This window comes from Streptomyces sp. NPDC045287, from assembly GCF_056432325.1.
The window spans coordinates 277190-294252 of sequence record NZ_JBWKJG010000006.1 but is presented as its reverse complement, the minus strand read 5'-3'; the positions used below and the strand labels follow the sequence as shown (position 1 = coordinate 294252).

Genomic DNA, 17063 nt, shown 5'->3' with positions numbered 1-17063 from the left:
GAAGCGTTGCTGGAGACTGAGCTCGGTCGTGCCAAGGACCGGCGGCTGCTGCTCGTCAACGCGCGGTACGACCCCACCGCGCCCACGGAGTTCACCGTCCGGGTCGACGGTCGGCAACGCCCGGTCACCGTCGCCGACCAGGACTCCGCCCTGGGCGTCGTCGACGCCTGGCAGCGGCTGCTGTCCGACGCGGAACCCGACCGCGTCCTGGTGGTCACCACCGCCATCCCGGCCACGGCTCTCGGCTGGGACGTCAGGGCCCACGCGGTCGGGCGCCGCAGCCTGACCGTCGACCGCGCGGAGATCGTCAAGCAACTGTTCGGCGCGACCGACCTCGATCCGCGCATGATGCGGGAGACCTGGCTGCTGGACGCCCTCGTGGAGGCCGAGCCACAGGAAGGCTGGCCACGTACCGGCTCCGTGCTCACGAGGGACACGGCGGTGCTGGCGCTGATCGGCGAACGCCTCGGGCTCGGCCGGGGCAACGGCGGCCAGAGCGCGGACCTGGACACGAACACACTGCTCTCGTGGTCGCGGACGACAGCCGGTCCCGCCCGTTTCAGGGAACTGCCCGAACGGGAACGCGCGGGCCTCACGGCCTGGCTCACCGACACCGTCGGCGCCGCGGCTCCCACGCTGCTCGCCCTGGTGGCCGACGGACGGGGCCGCGACGCCATGGCGCTCGGTGTCCTCGGTTCCGTGCTGAGCTCGCCGGACGCACCCGCCGGAACCGGCTTCGCCCTCGGGGGCCTCTTCGGTTCCACCCTGCGGTCCGTGGACGACCTGCCCCCTTTCACCGCGGCGGTCACCGGGACCCTTGCCCGATGGATCGCCGAGGCCGAGGCCACCACACCGGCGGGGGCGGACGCCCGGCAGCGGGTCCACGCGGTGCTCGACCGGGCCGACGAACTCGCCGGGGAAGCCGGACTGGCGCAAGCCCTGCGCGGCGACGCCCTGCTGCCCTCGGGCTTCCGGGCCCGTCTCAGGGACCTGGCCGCAGCCCTGGACGGCGGCCCGGCCCCGGCGGAGGCCGCGTTGCAGCACGTGCTGGCCCACCAGTTGTCCCGGCTGCACCCGGCGAGCTCCGAGGCCGCGCGCATGGCGGTGCGCCTCGTACGATGGCTCGACCGGCCGGCGCCCACCGTCGACTCCGTCGCCCACGGCGTCCGTGAGCACATGGGGCAGTGGGGATGGGTCGACCGCGCCCTCGCCGTCCTCGGCGCGGGCGACCCGCACGGCGACCCAGCGGTGGGACAGGCCTACCACACGCTGATCAACCGGGCTCGGGCCCGGCGTGACGCCCTCGACGAGCAGTTCGGCAGACGGCTGGCCGGCTGGACCCGCACGGCTTCCGTGCACGCCCCCGCGGGCGCGCTCTTGATCGAGGAGGTCTTGGCGACGCTGGCCGCCCCACTCGCCGCCACGTCGCCGCCGCTCATCCTCGTACTCGACGGAATGAGCGCCGCGACCGCGGCGCAGCTCTGCGACGACCTGGACCGCCGGGTGTGGACCGAGGTCGTACCCGCCCCACGGGACGGACGTCCTCCGCACCGCCAGGCGGCCGTCTCCATGCTGCCGTCCATCACCACCATCAGCCGGGCGTCCCTGCTGGCGGGGAAGGCCACGACCGGGAAGCAGTCCTCGGAGAGCAGCGGTTTCGCCGCGTTCTGGCAACGGCACCGGAGAACCGGCGTCCTGTTCCACAAGGGGCGGATCGGCGGCGCCGAAGGGCACAGGCTCGCCCCCGAACTGCTCGACGCCCTCGCCGGTGACGCGGTCGTCGGCGTCGTGCTGAACACCATCGACGACGCGCTCGACCACGGGCAGGAGGGGCAGCGAACCGGTTGGCGGCTGAAGGACGTCAGCCACCTGCTCGACCTGCTCAACGCCGCCCGTCAGTACGGCCGCCCCGTCGTCCTGGCCGCCGACCACGGCCATGTGCTCGAGCGAACGCCCCCGGGAGACGGTCCCATGAAGACGAAGGGGGCGCATAGCGCCCGCTGGCGCACGGGAGCGGCCGCCGAGGGGGAGGTCGAGCTCACCGGGCCGAGGGTCCTCGAAGGCGGCGGCACCATCGTGGTGCCGTGGCGTGAGGACATCCGCTACACCCCCCGCAGGGCCGGTTACCACGGAGGCGCCTCCCTGGCCGAGGTCACGGCCCCCGTGCTCGTGCTGGTGCCCTCGGAAAAGCTGCTGCCCGACGGCTGGACCGTACTCCCGCGCGAGCGTGCGGTGCCGGCCTGGTGGGAGCGGCGGGCCGACACCGGGGGGACGGCCACCGAGGAGGCGGAGAGCCGGTCACCGGCAGGGCCGGTGGCGCGCAGGTCGCGACGCCGGGGTAGCGACCAGGTCGGCGAGGGCCTGTTCGACGAGGCGGAGGTCAAGCCCGGAAGCGAGACGCTCGGCGCGCGCGTCACCGCCTCGCAGCGGTACCGCACCCAGAGGACCTTCGTGCGCCGCGCACCGGACGCCAAGGCCGTCGCCGCGGTCGTCGACGCGCTCGCCGAAGCCGGCGGGAAACTCACCCCCGACGCGGTCGCCGCGGCAGCCGCGGCGGCGACCGGCCGGTCCCAGCGGAACGCGGAGATCTTCGTCACCGTCGTGCAGCGGCTCCTCAACGTCGAGGGCTACGGAGTGATCAACCTCGTGGACGGCGGGCGGACCGTCGAGCTGAACATCCCCCTGCTCGAGGAACAGTTCGGAACGGAGCACCAGTCATGACCGACACCACCGACGTCAGCGCGGCACGACGCCGCGAGGTCATCGACGCGCTCCGGCGCGGCACCGTGCCGCGGGCGGGACTCGACCTGTTCGCCGTGGGCCTTGACCGGTTCAGCGGAGCCCTGGACGACGACATCGCGACCGTTACCCGCGGAGGCTCCGCCTTCCATGCGATCCGGGGCGAGTACGGCTCCGGCAAGACCTTCTTCGCACGGTGGCTCGCGGAGCGGGCCAAGCGCGCGGGGCTCGCGACGGCCGAGGTGCAGATCTCCGAGACGGAGACGCCCCTGCACCGGCTCGAAACCGTCTACCGCAGGCTCACCGAACGACTCACCACCGCGACGCACCAGCCCAGTGCCCTGCGCGCGGTCGTCGACTCCTGGTTTTACACATTGGAGGAGGAGATCCTCGACGCGGGGGAGGTGGCCGAGGGCGACGAGATTGCCCTAGGGCGCGCCGTGGACGAGCTGATGGAGCAACGGCTCGCCGACGTGGCCCGCACCACCCCGGCGTTCTCCGCCGCCCTGCGCGGGTACCGTGAGGCACGGACCTCCGGCGATGCCTCCACGGCCGAGGCGCTCATCGCCTGGCTCGGCGGCCAGAAGTCCGTGGCGGCCTCGGCCCGCCGGGCCGCCGGGGTACGGGGCGACCTCGACCACTTCGGGGCGATGGGCTTCCTGCAGGGCCTCCTGACCGTGCTGCGCGACTGTGGCCACCCGGGGCTGCTTCTGGTCCTCGACGAGATCGAGACGCTGCAGCGGGTGCGCGGAGACGTACGGGAGAAGGGGCTGAACGCGCTGCGGCAGTTGCTGGACGAAATCGACACCGGCCGCTTCCCAGGTCTGTTCCTGGTGATCACCGGCACGCCCGCGTTCTACGACGGGCAGCAGGGCGTCCAGCGGCTTGCCCCGCTCGCTCAGCGCCTGGCCACCGACTTCACCACCGACCCGCGCTTCGACTCACCCCGGGCGGTGCAACTCCGCCTCTCCGGCTTCGACCTGCCCAGGCTCGGAGAACTGGGCCGAGGCGTCCGCGACCTGTACGCGGGGGCCGCCCGCAATCGGGACAGGATCGCCGCGCGCGTGGACGACGCGTACGTGAGCGAGCTTGCACACGCGGTCACGGGGGGACTGGGCGGCAAGGTCGGTGTGGCGCCCAGGCTCTTCCTGCGCAAGCTGGTCGCCGACGTCCTCGACCGCGTCGACGAGTTCGAGGACTTCGACCCGCGCGCCCACTACGCGCTCACGGTGTCCGGCGCCGAACTCAACGAGGTCGAGCGGAACGCGGTGGCCGACGCCGACGACATCGTCCTGGACCTCCCGTGACGGCCATCGACGCACTCGATCCGGTGCTCGTCCACCACCTTGTCAACTCCCTGGGATGGAAGGGGCTGCGCCCCCTGCAGGAGGAGGCCGTCGAGCCCCTGATCGCCGGAGAGGACGCCATCCTCCTGGCGCCCACGGCAGGCGGTAAGACCGAGGCTGCGGCCTTCCCCCTGCTGACGCGGATGAGCCGGGAGGGGTGGCAGAGCACGTCGGTGCTGTACGTGTGCCCGCTGAAGGCGCTCCTGAACAACCTGCTGCCGCGCCTGGAGACGTACACCGGATGGCTCGGGCGCACCGCCGCCCTGTGGCACGGTGACGTCACCGCGGGCCACCGCAAGCGGATTCTCGTCAACCGCCCCGACGTACTGCTCACCACGCCGGAGTCGCTGGAAGCGATGCTGGTCAGCACCAACGTCGACCATCGGGCTTTCTTCTCCGGGCTGCGGACCATCGTCGTCGACGAGGTGCACGCCTTCGCCGGGGACGACCGGGGTTGGCACCTGCTCGCCGTCCTGGAGCGGCTGCAGAAAGCCGTCGGCCGCCCCGTCCAACGGGTCGGGTTGTCGGCCACTGTGGGAAATCCGGCGGAGCTCCTCCACTGGCTGCAGGGATCGGGTGCCGGCAGCCGCGCGGCACGTGTCGTCGCACCGCACCTGGACCACCAGCCGTCGCCGGCCACCGTGTCCCCGGGACCGCCTCCCGGCGACATCCAGCTCGACTACGTCGGCTCGGTGGACAACGCCGCCACCGTCATCTCGGCCCTGCACCGAGGTGAGAAGCGGCTGGTGTTCTGCGAGTCACGGCGCATGGTGGAGGAGCTGGGCCAGAAACTCCGGCTGCGCGGAGTCACCACCTTCCTCTCCCACGCCTCCCTTTCGCTGGACGAGCGGCGCCGTGCCGAGCAGGCGTTCGCGGAGGCCAGGGACTGCGTCATCGTCTCCACGAGCACTCTGGAGCTCGGCATCGACGTGGGTGACCTGGACAGGGTCATCCAGATCGACGCTCCGGGCACCGTCGCCTCCTTCCTGCAGCGGCTCGGCAGGACCGGCCGTCGACCGGACACGACACGCAACTGTCTCTTCCTGGCACTGGACGAGGACGGGCTGCTCTCGGCGGCGGGGCTGCTGCTGCTGTGGTCCCGTGGCTGGGTCGAACCGGTCGCGCCACCGCCGGAGCCACGCCACATCGTGGCGCAACAGCTCATCGCGCTCTGCCTGCAGGAACACCGCGTCGGCGACAAGCTGTGGCGGGAGTGGTGGAACGACCTGGGACCCTTCGGGGAATCGGCCGAGCCGATCGTGCGCCACCTTGTGGAGCAGGGCTATCTGGACCGGGACGGAGGCATGCTCTTCGTCGGCCCGGAGGCGGAACGCCGATTCGGTCACCGCCATTTCATGGGCCTCACGGCGGTGTTCACCGCCCCTCCGCAGTTCACGGTCTTCCACGGCCGCTCGGAGATCGGACGCACGGACCCCGATCTGCTCACCGAGGAGATTCAGGGCCCGCGCAAGCTGCTGTTGGCCGGACGCAGCTGGGTGGTGACCTACATCGACTGGCGCCGCAAACGCTGCTACGTCGAACCGACGGACGGTGGGGGCAAGGCCAAGTGGAGCGGCCTGGGTTTCATGCGGTCGAGCTCGTTCGAACTGACCAGGGCCGTACGCGAGGTGTTGCTCGGCTCCGACCCGCCTGTCAAGCTCACGAAGCGGGCGGTCGCGTCCCTCTCCGAGACCAGGGACCGCTTCGTCGACGCCGTCCACCCGGGCGGCACCCCGATCACGCTCAGGAGCGGCGGGCCCGCACGGTGGTGGACCTGGGCCGGGCACCAGGCCAACGCCACACTCGCCGCTTCCCTCGCCACCGTGGCCGTGCCGGGGCAGCGGATCAACGACTGCTGGATCCGGCTGAGGGAGGACGTCACCCCCCTGGCGTGGAAGCAGGCTGTCACGGACGCATCAGGGCGCCTCTGCCTGCCCGAGATCGACATCCGAGCGGTGAAGGGACTGAAGTTCGCCGAGGCACTCCCGCCCCGACTGGCGGAGGCGACCCTGGCGGTGAGATTCGCCGACCTGGAGGGAGCCCGGAAGGTGCTCGAGGAGCCGACCAGGTTCGTGGCCGGTTTCGACTCCTGACACCGGCCGCTGCTGGTTGATTGATCGCTTCGGGAGGACCGCGAGAGGGAGACGGGGCAGGATGGCGGCGCGCAGCGAGCGGCAGCGCAGGGTGGACATCGTCCGGTACTGGCGAGCCGTGGAGATGTTCAGCCCGCAGAAGGTCGACAAGGTCGCGCCGGCGAAGGGCATGTACGCGGCCGATGCGGAGCGCCCTCTGCCGTGGGAGCCAGGGCATCCCGTACGACGGCGCCCTCTTGGGCGGAACATGGTGTGGCAGCACACCGTGTACTGCGGGGTCTATGCCGTGTCGGCCGTACGAGACGTCCTCCTCGACGTCTTCGGAGACAGCTAGGAGGACCACGACGGGCACCTCGACGGGGACACCGCGCTGCTCGCCTTCGACGTCACCGACGACGACGCGGCTCTTCCTGGCAGCGATGGACCTCCACCGCGCCTTCATCGAGGGTGCCGCCGACCGCATGCGGAAGAACCTCGACGCGGCCATGGACGTCCTGTGCGGAGATGCCCCCAAAACCCTGGGAGGCGACGTGGTCCTCGCCGCCTGGCAGAGCCTCTTCCTGGCGCTGTCCGTCGTGTCGACCACCTTCGCCTCGCTGGACCGGATGTTCTCCGGGATCGGACCCGGAGCTCTGGGCTGGATGCTGATCGACGAAGCGGGGCAGGCGGCGCCCCAGATGCCGGTCGGCGCCCTGTGGCGCGCACGGCGAGGCGTGATCGTGGGGGACCCTCTGCAACTGGAGCCCGTGGTGACGCTGCCGCACACCGGTCAGCAGGCGCTGCACCGGACGTTCGGGGTGCACGGGGAATGGGCGCCCTCTCGTACGTCCGCGCAGCGCGTCGCCGACCGGCTGAACCGGTACGGGACCTGGCTACCGTCCCCGGACGGCGCGGCCGAGGACCGCGTGTGGGTGGGCTCGCCCCTGCGGGTGCACCGGCGCTGTGACGATCCCATGTTCACCCTCAGCAACAGCATCGCCTACGACGGTCTGATGGTGCACGGTGCGCACCGGGACGACGAGTATCCGGTGGCTCGCCGAAGCGTGTGGTGGCCGGTGGCGGGCGGGCGCGCGCCGGAGGGGAAGTGGTGTCCCGACGAGGGTGATGCGGCGAACGTCATCGTGCACCGGCTGGTGGATCGCGGCCTGGACCCGGCACGGGAGCTGTTCGTCATCAGCCCGTTCCGGGACGTGGTGGCCGGGCTGCGCCGCAGCCTCTGCCGTACCGTGCCGCGCGACCGGATCGGCACGGTGCACACGACCCAGGGGAAGGAGGCGGACGTGGTGCTCCTGGTGCTGGGAGCCGGAGGCGACAAGGCCGGACCCCGGGCCTGGGCCGCCTCCGCGCCGAATCTCCTCAACGTGGCGGTGAGCCGCGCACGTCGCAGACTGTTCGTCGTGGGTGACCACGAAGCCTGGCGTCGGCATCCGTACTTCGACGTGATGGCGGGGCGGTTGCCCCGCATGTCGGAGGATCAGCGTGAAGCGATGAGGTCCCTCGCGCCCGACGTCCTGCCGGGGCACTGTCGCTGCGGGTGACACGTCGGCGTACGGACGCCACCGCCCCCCGGCGCTGTGCGGCGGCGGGGGGCGGTGGTGGCCCCGGGTGGGGCCGTCGGCCGTCGTGCGGGTCAGCCGACGAGTTGTTCGTAGGCGGGGAGGGTGAGGAAGTCGGCGTAGTCCTCGTCCAGGGAGACCTTCAGGAGGAGGTCGTGGGCCTGCTGCCACCGGCCGGCCGCGAAGGCCTCCTCGCCGAGTTCGGCGCGGATCGCGGCCAGTTCCTCCGCGGCGACCTGACGGGCCAGCTCCGGGGTGGCCTTCTCGCCGTTCTCGAAGACGACGCCGGCGTTGATCCACTGCCAGATCTGGGAGCGGGAGATCTCCGCCGTCGCCGCGTCCTCCATCAGGTTGAAGATGGCGACCGCGCCGAGCCCGCGGAGCCACGCCTCGATGTAGCGGATGCCGACCTGCACCGCGTTGACCAGACCGGCGTACGTCGGGCGGGCGTCCAGGGAGTCGACGGCGATCAGGTCGGCGGCCCGGACGTCGACGTCCTCGCGCAGGCGGTCCTTCTGGTTCGGCCTGTCGCCGAGGACCGCGTCGAAGGAGGCCATGGCGATCGGCACCAGGTCGGGGTGGGCCACCCACGAGCCGTCGAAGCCGTCCGCGGCCTCGCGGTCCTTGTCGGCCTTGACCTTCTCGAACGCGACCCTGTTGACCTCGGGGTCCTTGCGGGACGGGATGAACGCCGCCATGCCGCCGATCGCGTGCGCGCCCCGCTTGTGGCAGGTGCGGACGAGGAGTTCGGTGTACGCCCGCATGAACGGGGCCGTCATGGTGACCGCGTTGCGGTCCGGGAGGACGAACTTGGCGCCGCCGTCGCGGAAGTTCTTGACGATGGAGAAGAGGTAGTCCCAGCGGCCCGCGTTCAGCCCGGAGGCGTGGTCGCGCAGCTCGTACAGGATCTCCTCCATCTCGTACGCGGCCGTGATCGTCTCGATGAGGACGGTCGCGCGGACGGTGCCCCGGTCGATGCCCAGGTGGTCCTGGGCGAAGACGAACACGTCGTTCCAGAGGCGGGCCTCCAGGTGCGACTCGGTCTTCGGGAGGTAGAAGTACGGGCCCTTGCCGAGGCCCTGCAGCCGCCGCGCGTTGTGGAAGAAGTACAGGCCGAAGTCGACCAGGGCGCCCGGCACCGGGCGGCCGTCGCAGACCAGGTGGCGCTCCTCCAGGTGCCAGCCGCGCGGGCGCATGACGACGGTCGCCAGCTCCTCGGCGGGGCGCAGCGCGTACGACTTGCCGGTGCGCGGGTCGGTGAAGTCGATCCTCCGCTCGTAGGCGTCGATCAGGTTGAGCTGGCCGAGGACGACGTTCTCCCAGGTGGGGGCGGACGCGTCCTCGAAGTCGGCGAGCCAGACCTTCGCGCCGGAGTTGAGCGCGTTGATGGTCATCTTGCGATCGGTCGGGCCGGTGATCTCGACCCGGCGGTCGTCGAGGGCGGCCGGGGCCGGGGCGACCTTCCAGCTGTCGTCCTCCCGGATGTGCGCGGTCTCCGGGAGGAAGTCGAGCGTGCTGGTGCGGGCGATCTCGGCGCGGCGCTCGGCGCGGCGGGCGAGGAGCTCGTCACGCCGGGGCGTGAACCGCCGGTGCAGCTCCGCCAGGAAGGCCAGGGCGGCGTCGGTGAGGACCTCCTCCTGCCGGGGCAGGGGCTCGGCATCGACGATGGCCAGCGGAGACGGCGCTGGTGCGGACATGAGCTGTCACTTCCTTCAGCGGGCTTGGCGGTGGCGGCGGTGTGGTGCGGTGCGGTCGCCGGGGCCCATGCGCGCGTGGCACGGGGTGCCGCATGAGCCGCGGGGCGGTCGCGGGCGCCTGTGGACTGACTGGTCCTTCTGATCAGTGGATAATAGTTTCCTCATGGTGGAAGTTCAATGGTTTGTTGATGTCGAGATTCTTCGGGTCGACACAACGTGGCGCTCGGTGCCGCGCCGTGTACGCCCCGTTCACCCCGCCCCTTCAAGGTGCGCCAGATCCGCCGCCGTGTCGATGTCGTACGGCTCCGCCACGTCCCCGCACGGCACGAGCACGACCTCCGCCTCGTGCGCCCGCAGATAGGCCCGTGCCCCCTGGTCGCCCTCCGCGCCCGCCGCGACGTCCGCCCACCGGTCCGCGCCCAGCAGCACCGGGTGCCCGCGCCTCCCGCCGTACGAGGCCGAGGCCAGCGAGCCGCGCCCCCGGTACGCCCCCGCCACCCGCGCCATCGCCTCCGCGCCGATCCCCGGCTGGTCCACCAGCACCACCAGCGCCGCGTCCACCCCGCCGCCCGGCGCCCCCTCCAGCGACGCCAGGCCCGCCCGCAGCGACGAGCCCATGCCCCGCTCCCACTCCGGGTTCTCCACCACCACGCACCCCGCGAGGTCCGCCCGCTCCCGCACGGTCCGGGCCGCGGCACCCAGCACCACGTGGACCACCCCGCACCCGGCCGCCCGCAGCGCGGCCACCGCGTGCTCCACCAGCGGTCGCCCGCGGTGCTCCAACAGGGCCTTCGGCCGCCCCCCGAGCCGTCTGCCGCCGCCCGCCGCGAGCAGCAGGCCGGCGACCGGCGGTGGGGCGGGAGGGGCCGCTTCGGCGTCGTTCGTTCTCGTACCGTCCATGGGGAGTGCATACCGCACCCGTTCGCGCGTGGAGCCGGGGCACCTCGCTTGGATAGGGTGCGGATCTCCGGCACCGCAGTGCCGTTCCCACACGCACCGCGCGCGCGGTGAGTCCTTTTCAGGAGACATGGATCGATGAGTGGTGGTCAGCACCATGGGGGGACCGTCTTCCAGCCGCTGGAGGAGGACGACCCGCGCTCCGTCGCGGGGTACCGGCTCGCGGCCCGCCTCGGCGCGGGCGGCATGGGCAAGGTCTATCTGTCGTACACGCCGGGCGGTCGCCCCGTCGCCATCAAGGTGATCCGGCCCGACTTCGCGCAGGACGCCGAGTTCCGGCGCCGCTTCGCCCAGGAGGTCCAGGCCGCGCAGCGCGTCCAGGGCCTCTACACCGCGCCGGTCATCGACGCCGACACCGACGCCCGCGAGCCGTGGCTCGCCACCGCGTACGTCCCCGGGCCCTCCCTCGCCGACGCCGTCCAGAAGCACGGCCCGATGCCCGTCGACACGGTACTGCTGCTCGTCGCCGGCATCGCCGAGGCCCTCCAGGTCATCCACGGCGCGGGCATCGTCCACCGCGACCTGAAGCCCGGCAATGTCCTCCTCGCCTCCGACGGGCCGCGCGTCATCGACTTCGGCATCGCCCGCGCCGCCGACGCCACGTCGCTCACCAGCAGCGGCGTCACCATCGGCACGCCGTCGTTCATGGCACCCGAGCAGGCCGCCGGCAGCCAGGTGACGCCCGCGACGGACGTCTTCGCGCTCGGGCAGGTCGCCGCGTACGCCTCGCTGGGCAGCCCCGCGTTCGGCGAGGGCACGTCGCACGGCGTGCTCTACCGCATCGTGCACGAGGAGCCCTCGCTGGACGGGCTCCCCGAGCAGTTGCGCGAACTGGTCGGCCGCTGCTTGGCGAAGGACCCGGCCGAACGGCCCTCCGTCGCCGAGGTGCTGACGATGTGTCAGCGGGCCAGCGACCAGACCGCGCTGCGCCGCCCCGACGAGTGGCTGCCCGGCGCGGTCGCGGCCGACATCACCACCCGCGCCGCCGCCCCGGCCCCGGCCGCCGCCACGACGCCGCCCCCGCCGGCCGCGCCGCCCGCGGAGCAGCCCCCGTCCGTCGCCCCGGCCGCCGGTCACGCGACCCCCGCCCCCACGCACCCGGCCACCGCCCACGCCGCGCCCTCCGCGCCGCCGCAGGGCTTCGGCCCCCCGCCGACCACGGGCCCCGGCCACGCCCACACGCCCCCGCCGCACGCCCAGGGGTACCAGACCCCCGCGCCGCACCCGTACACCCACCCGGTCGTCGGCGCCGCGCCGTACGGCCCGGGCGCCCCCGGTACGCCCGCCCCGGGCGCGCCGGCCCCCGCGCCGAAGCGCAGGTCCCGTGCCGCGCTGATCGCCGCCGCCGCGGTCGTCGCCTTCGCCGTCGCGGGCGGCGTCACGGCGTACACGCTCCTCAAGGACAACGGGAAGGACGGGCGCGGCGGCCAGGCGCAGGGCGCGACCTCCGGCACGCCCGGAACCCCGGCCGCCAGCGCCGACACCACCGGCCAGGACGAGGGCGACCAGGCCGGCGAAGGGACCGGCACGGGCGCCGACGCGGGCGCCGGCGGCGGCACCCCGTCACAGGACGGCGCCACCGCCACCCCGCCCCAGCCCGTCGACTACAAGGGCATCGACCTCACGGAGGGGTACGAACTGTCCCTCGCGGACGACCCGGTGAAGCCGAAGGAGGACGACGGCGACGTTCGCTACGGCATCTCCGGCATCTCCACGCCCAGCAGCAGCGGCCGCATGGTGCTCCTGCGCAACGGGCAGGCCGGCACGCTGGAGACCTGCCTCGACGAGACGCGCTTCACCACCTCCATCAGCACGTCGCAGATGACCAAGGGCTCCCGCGTGTGCCTGCAGAACGGTGCCGGGGACGTGGCCCTGCTGACCGTCGGCGGCTTCTCGCCCGAGTCCGACCCCAGTGACTACATCACCCTCGACGTGACGGTGTGGCGCGGCGCGATGGACGTGGAGCAGACGAGCTGAGCGAGCCGGGCGGCGCCGGTCCGGCCCCTGCGGCCGACCGCCGCCGCCCGCTCCACGGGGGCCGTCGCCACCGCGGTGGTGGTCCGGGGCCGCGCTCGGTGGCGGCCCGGTGAGGGTTCTCGGGGCGAGGGGCGTCCCGCGGGCCGCGTACGTGGGGACCGCCGTGCCCCGGCCGCCGGGGTCAGGACGCGGGGGCCGACGTGTTGGCCAGGGCCGTCGACAGGTCGCGGGCCACCTCCTGGAGGACGGGGACGATCCTGTCCGTCGCCGCCTCCGTCACCCGCCCCGCCGGGCCCGAGATGGAGATCGCCGCCGGGGTCGGCGCGTCGGGCACCGACACGGCGAGGCACCGGACCCCTATCTCCTGCTCGTTGTCGTCCACGGCGTACCCCGCCGCCCGCACCTGCTCCAGCGCCGAGAGGAACCCCTCGGGCGTGGTGATGGTCTTCTCCGTCGCCGCCGGCATCCCCGTGCGGGCGAGCAGCGCCCGCACCTCCTCGGGCGGGGTGTGCGCGAGCAGTGCCTTGCCGACGCCCGTGGAGTGCGGCAGCACCCGCCGCCCCACCTCGGTGAACATCCGCATCGAGTGCTTGGACGGGACCTGCGCGACGTACACGATCTCGTCCCCGTCGAGCAGGGCCATGTTCGCCGTCTCGCCCGTCTCCTCGACGAGCCGCGCCAGGTACGGCCGTGCCCAGGTGCCCAGGAGGCGGGAGGCGGACTCGCCGAGGCGGATCAGGCGGGGACCGAGCGCGTACCGCCGGTTGGCCTGCTGGCGCACGTACCCGCAGGCGACGAGGGTGCGCATCAGCCGGTGGATGGTGGGCAGCGGCAGCCCGCTGCTGGCGGAGAGCTCGCTCAGCCCGACCTCGCCCCCGGCGTCGGCCATCCGCTCCAGGAGGTCGAAGGCACGCTCAAGGGACTGCACGCCACCCGTGCCGGTGGCGGGCTTGGCGGCGTCGGTGGTGCTGGCGTTGGACGACGGCACGTCAACGGTCCTTTCGAGGCGGATGGACAAGGCAGCAGCCTACCGGGCCGCCCCGCCGGGCACATCGCCCGCGACGGGGCGTCCCGGCCGGTCAGGGCCTGTTTGTCCGTGTGTCCGCAGCGTCGCCCCCCGGGTTTTGGGCGCCTCCCCCGTACGGAGCTACGTTCTTCTGTGCGAAATTCTATTTCCACTTTGTGGAATCTGCCAAGTGGGTCTCCCTGCTCCGGACCCCCCTTGACGCCGCTCGGCGGGCGGGTGAAGACTCCTTCAACAGTTCGTTGAATTTTCGCGGAGGGGAGAGCGTGGACGTGAGCGTGGACGTGAGCGGCGACGTGGATCTGGTACTGCGCTCGACGCGCGTCGTCACCCCGGACGGCACGCGCCCCGCGTCCGTCGCCGTGGCCGGCGGCACCATCGCCGCGGTCCTGCCGCACGATGCCGAAGTGCCCGCCGGGGCCCGGCTGGAGGACGTGGGCGACCACGTCGTCCTCCCCGGCCTGGTCGACACCCACGTCCACGTGAACGACCCCGGCCGCACCGAGTGGGAGGGCTTCTGGACCGCCACCCGCGCCGCGGCCGCCGGCGGCATCACCACCCTCATCGACATGCCGCTCAACTCGCTGCCCCCCACGACCACCGTGGAACACCTGCGGACCAAGCAGGACGTCGCCCGCTCCAAGGCCCACGTCGACGTGGGCTTCTGGGGCGGCGCCCTCCCGGACAACGTCAAGGACCTGCGTCCGCTGCACGAGGCCGGCGTCTTCGGCTTCAAGTGCTTCCTCTCGCCGTCCGGCGTCGACGAGTTCCCCCAGCTCGACCAGGACCAACTGGCCGTCTCCCTCGCCGAGATAGCCGGCTTCGGCGGCCTGATGATCGTGCACGCCGAGGACCCGCACCACCTCGACGCCGCCCCCAGCAGGAGCTCGGCCAAGTACGCCGACTTCCTCGCCTCCCGCCCCCGCGACGCGGAGAACGCCGCCGTCGAGAACCTCATCGCCCAGGCCCGCCGCCTCGACGCGCGCGTCCACGTCCTGCACCTGTCGTCCGCCGACGCGCTGCCGCTCATCGCCGCCGCCAGGAGCGAGGGCGTCAAGGTCACCGTCGAGACGTGCCCGCACTTCCTCACCCTGACCGCCGAGGAGGTGCCGGACGGGGCGACCGAGTTCAAGTGTTGCCCGCCCATCCGCGAGGCCGCCAACCAGGACGCGCTGTGGCGGGGACTCGCGGACGGCGTCATCGACTGCGTCGTCTCCGACCACTCCCCGTCCACCGCTGACCTCAAGACCCCCGACTTCTCCACCGCCTGGGGCGGCATCTCCTCCCTCCAACTGGGCCTCCCCGCCGTCTGGACCGAGGCCCGCCGGCGCGGCCACACCCTCGACGACGTGGCCCGCTGGATGTCCACCGCCCCCGCCTCCCTCGCGGGACTCGACCGCAAGGGCGCCATCGAGGCCGGCCGCGACGCCGACTTCGCCGTCCTCGCCCCCGACGAGACCTTCACCGTCGACCCGGCGCTGCTGCACCACCGCAACCGGGTCACCGCCTACGCGGGCCGCACCCTGTACGGCGTCGTCACCTCCACCTGGCTGCGCGGCGTACGCATCGCCGACCGCGGCCACCCCGCCGCACCCAGCGGGCGACTGCTCGAAAGGAACAAGTGAATCCCGTGACCGACACCGGAGCCGGCTCCACCGGCATACCGCGCTTCACCGGCGACGCCAGCCCGTACGGCGGCGGCGACCCGTACGCCGACTACCGCACCGCGGACTTCCCCTTCACCGGCCTCGCCGACCTCGCCGACCGGCGCCTCGGCGGCGGTGTCGTCGCCGCCAACGACGAGTTCTTCGCCGAGCGGGAGAACCTCCTCAAGCCGGAGCCCGCGGAGTTCGACCCCGAGCACTTCGGCCACAAGGGCAAGGTCATGGACGGCTGGGAGACCCGCCGGCGGCGCGGCGCCTCCGCCGACCGGCCGCACCCCACCGCCGACGACCACGACTGGGCGCTCGTACGGCTCGGCGCGCCCGGCGTGATCCGCGGCATCGTCGTCGACACCGCCCACTTCCGCGGCAACTACCCGCAGGCCGTCTCCGTCGAGGGCGCGTCCGTGCCCGGCTCGCCCTCGCCCGAGGAACTGCTCGGCCCCGACGTCGAGTGGACCGCCCTCGTCCCGCGCACCGCCGTCGGCGGGCACGCGGCGAACGGCTTCGCCGTCGACGTGGAGCGCCGCTTCACCCACTTGCGCCTCAACCAGCACCCCGACGGCGGCGTCGCCCGCCTCCGCGTGTACGGCGAGGTCGCCCCCGACCCGGCCTGGCTGGGCACGCTCGGCACCTTCGACCTGGTCGCCCTGGAGAACGGCGGCGGCGTCGAGGACGCCTCCGACCGCTTCTACTCGCCCGCCACCAACACCATCCAGCCGGGCCGCTCCCGCAAGATGGACGACGGCTGGGAGACCCGGCGCCGCCGCGACCAGGGCAACGACTGGATCCGCTACCGGCTCGCCGAGCACGCCGAGATCCGCGCCGTCGAGATCGACACCGCCTACCTGAAGGGCAACAGCGCCGGCTGGGCCGCCCTGTCCGTACGCGACGGCGAGGACGGCGCGTGGACCGAGTTCCTGCCCCGGACCCGGCTCCAGCCCGACACCAACCACCGCTTCGTGCTGCCCGCCCCGGCCGTCGGCACCCACGTCCGGATCGACATCTACCCCGACGGCGGCATCTCCCGCCTGCGCCTCTTCGGCTCCCTGACGGAGGAAGGGGCCAAGCGCCTCACCTCCCGCCACCAGGAGCTGGGCGGCTGACCCACCCCCGGCCCGGGCGGCGGACGACACCCGCCCGGGCCGGCGGGCGGGGCGCACGGCCCGACAGCACCGCGCGCCCCGGCCGCCCGACGGCAGGCCCGCCCGGCGGCGCGGCCTCACCCGCCCGGAGACACGGCCCCGGCCGTCCCCCGCGCCGGGCCGGACCGGCGGGGGTGTTGCTCCTGCGGAGGGACACCCCCGCCGCGTCGCCGCGCGGCGACGGGTTCCGCGGCGCGCGAGGGTCTGAGCTGGTGACGGAACACCGGCGAAAGGCGCGTGCCATGGCTCAGCTCACCCTCACCACCTTCCTCTCCCTCGACGGCGTCATGCAGGCCCCCGGCGGTCGCGACGAGGACCGCAGCGGCGGCTTCGACTACGGCGGCTGGCTCGTCCCCTTCGCGGACGAGGACATGGGCCGCTTCGTCAACGAGGTCTTCGGCCGCGCCGACGCCTTCCTCCTCGGCCGCCGCACGTACGAGATCTTCGCCTCGTACTGGCCGCGGGTCACCGACCCGGACGACCCGGTCGCGAGCCGTCTCAACAACCTGCCCAAGCACGTCGTGTCGCGCACCCTGCAGAAGGCCGAGTGGAACAACTCGCACCTCGTCGAGGGCGACCTCGTCCAGGCGGTCGCCCGGCTGAAGGAGGGCCCCGGCCGAGAGGTCCAGGTCCACGGCAGCGCCCGCCTCGCGCAGGGCCTCATCGCCCACGGCCTGGTCGACGCGCTCAACCTGCTGGTCTTCCCCGTCTTCCTCGGCAGGGGCCGCCGGCTCTTCCCCGACGGCGGCACCCCGATCGCGTTCGAGCTCACCGACCACCGCACCACGTCCACCGGGGCGACCGTCCAGACGTACCGGCCGACCGGCCCGGCCCGGTTCGGCACCTTCGCCCCGGGGGAGTGACCGCG

General features: G+C 73.1%; 12 protein-coding genes. 9 read left to right on the top strand and 3 right to left on the bottom strand.

Annotated elements, in window-relative coordinates; all coding sequences use genetic code 11:
• Positions 1-6: 6 nt before the first annotated feature.
• The 5 genes from pglZ (at position 7) to AC07D6_RS13260 (ending at position 7716) form a co-directional block, all read left to right on the top strand.
• A complete protein-coding gene (pglZ, locus tag AC07D6_RS13280; protein ID WP_479043959.1) occupies positions 7-2721 on the top strand; it encodes a BREX-2 system phosphatase PglZ in 2715 nt (904 codons plus the stop codon).
• Positions 2718-4046, top strand: coding sequence for a BREX system ATP-binding protein BrxD (brxD, locus tag AC07D6_RS13275; protein WP_479043957.1), 1329 nt, complete (start codon positions 2718-2720; stop codon positions 4044-4046). Before pglZ ends, brxD begins: the two co-directional genes overlap by 4 nt.
• The gene (locus AC07D6_RS13270; RefSeq protein ID WP_479043954.1) at positions 4043-6178 is read left to right on the top strand and encodes a DEAD/DEAH box helicase; all 2136 of its coding nucleotides are present in this window, start codon (positions 4043-4045) and stop codon (positions 6176-6178) included. The genes brxD and AC07D6_RS13270 overlap by 4 nt, the downstream gene beginning before the upstream one ends.
• A 61-nt stretch (positions 6179-6239) precedes the next feature.
• The gene (locus AC07D6_RS13265) at positions 6240-6512 is read left to right on the top strand and encodes a hypothetical protein (RefSeq protein WP_479043951.1); all 273 of its coding nucleotides are present in this window, start codon (positions 6240-6242) and stop codon (positions 6510-6512) included.
• Positions 6513-6597: 85 nt separating this feature from the next.
• Positions 6598-7716: a DEAD/DEAH box helicase gene (locus AC07D6_RS13260; RefSeq protein ID WP_479043949.1), complete on the top strand. Its 1119-nt coding sequence runs from the start codon at positions 6598-6600 to the stop codon at positions 7714-7716.
• Positions 7717-7808: 92 nt separating this feature from the next.
• Here AC07D6_RS13260 and aceB read toward each other — a convergent pair whose 3' ends face one another.
• On the bottom strand, positions 7809-9431 hold the full coding sequence (aceB, locus tag AC07D6_RS13255; RefSeq protein ID WP_315877846.1) for a malate synthase A: 1623 nt from the start codon (positions 9429-9431) through the stop codon (positions 7809-7811).
• 249 nt (positions 9432-9680) lie between these two features.
• A complete protein-coding gene (locus AC07D6_RS13250; protein WP_315877845.1) occupies positions 9681-10331 on the bottom strand; it encodes a nucleotidyltransferase family protein in 651 nt (216 codons plus the stop codon).
• Positions 10332-10466: 135 nt separating this feature from the next.
• Here AC07D6_RS13250 and AC07D6_RS13245 point away from each other — a divergent pair, with 135 nt between their 5' ends.
• The gene (locus tag AC07D6_RS13245; RefSeq protein WP_479043946.1) at positions 10467-12365 is read left to right on the top strand and encodes a serine/threonine-protein kinase; all 1899 of its coding nucleotides are present in this window, start codon (positions 10467-10469) and stop codon (positions 12363-12365) included.
• 181 nt (positions 12366-12546) lie between these two features.
• On the opposite strand, the gene AC07D6_RS13240 is transcribed toward AC07D6_RS13245, so the two are convergent.
• Positions 12547-13353, bottom strand: coding sequence for an IclR family transcriptional regulator (locus tag AC07D6_RS13240; RefSeq protein WP_315877843.1), 807 nt, complete (start codon positions 13351-13353; stop codon positions 12547-12549).
• 320 nt (positions 13354-13673) lie between these two features.
• Here AC07D6_RS13240 and allB point away from each other — a divergent pair, with 320 nt between their 5' ends.
• The 3 genes from allB (at position 13674) to AC07D6_RS13225 (ending at position 17058) form a co-directional block, all read left to right on the top strand.
• The gene (gene allB / locus AC07D6_RS13235) at positions 13674-15014 is read left to right on the top strand and encodes an allantoinase AllB (protein WP_479044039.1); all 1341 of its coding nucleotides are present in this window, start codon (positions 13674-13676) and stop codon (positions 15012-15014) included.
• 5 nt (positions 15015-15019) lie between these two features.
• Positions 15020-16156: an allantoicase gene (gene alc / locus AC07D6_RS13230; protein ID WP_315877842.1), complete on the top strand. Its 1137-nt coding sequence runs from the start codon at positions 15020-15022 to the stop codon at positions 16154-16156.
• 281 nt (positions 16157-16437) lie between these two features.
• On the top strand, positions 16438-17058 hold the full coding sequence (locus AC07D6_RS13225; RefSeq protein WP_315877841.1) for a dihydrofolate reductase family protein: 621 nt from the start codon (positions 16438-16440) through the stop codon (positions 17056-17058).
• The last annotated feature ends 5 nt before the right edge of the window (positions 17059-17063 follow it).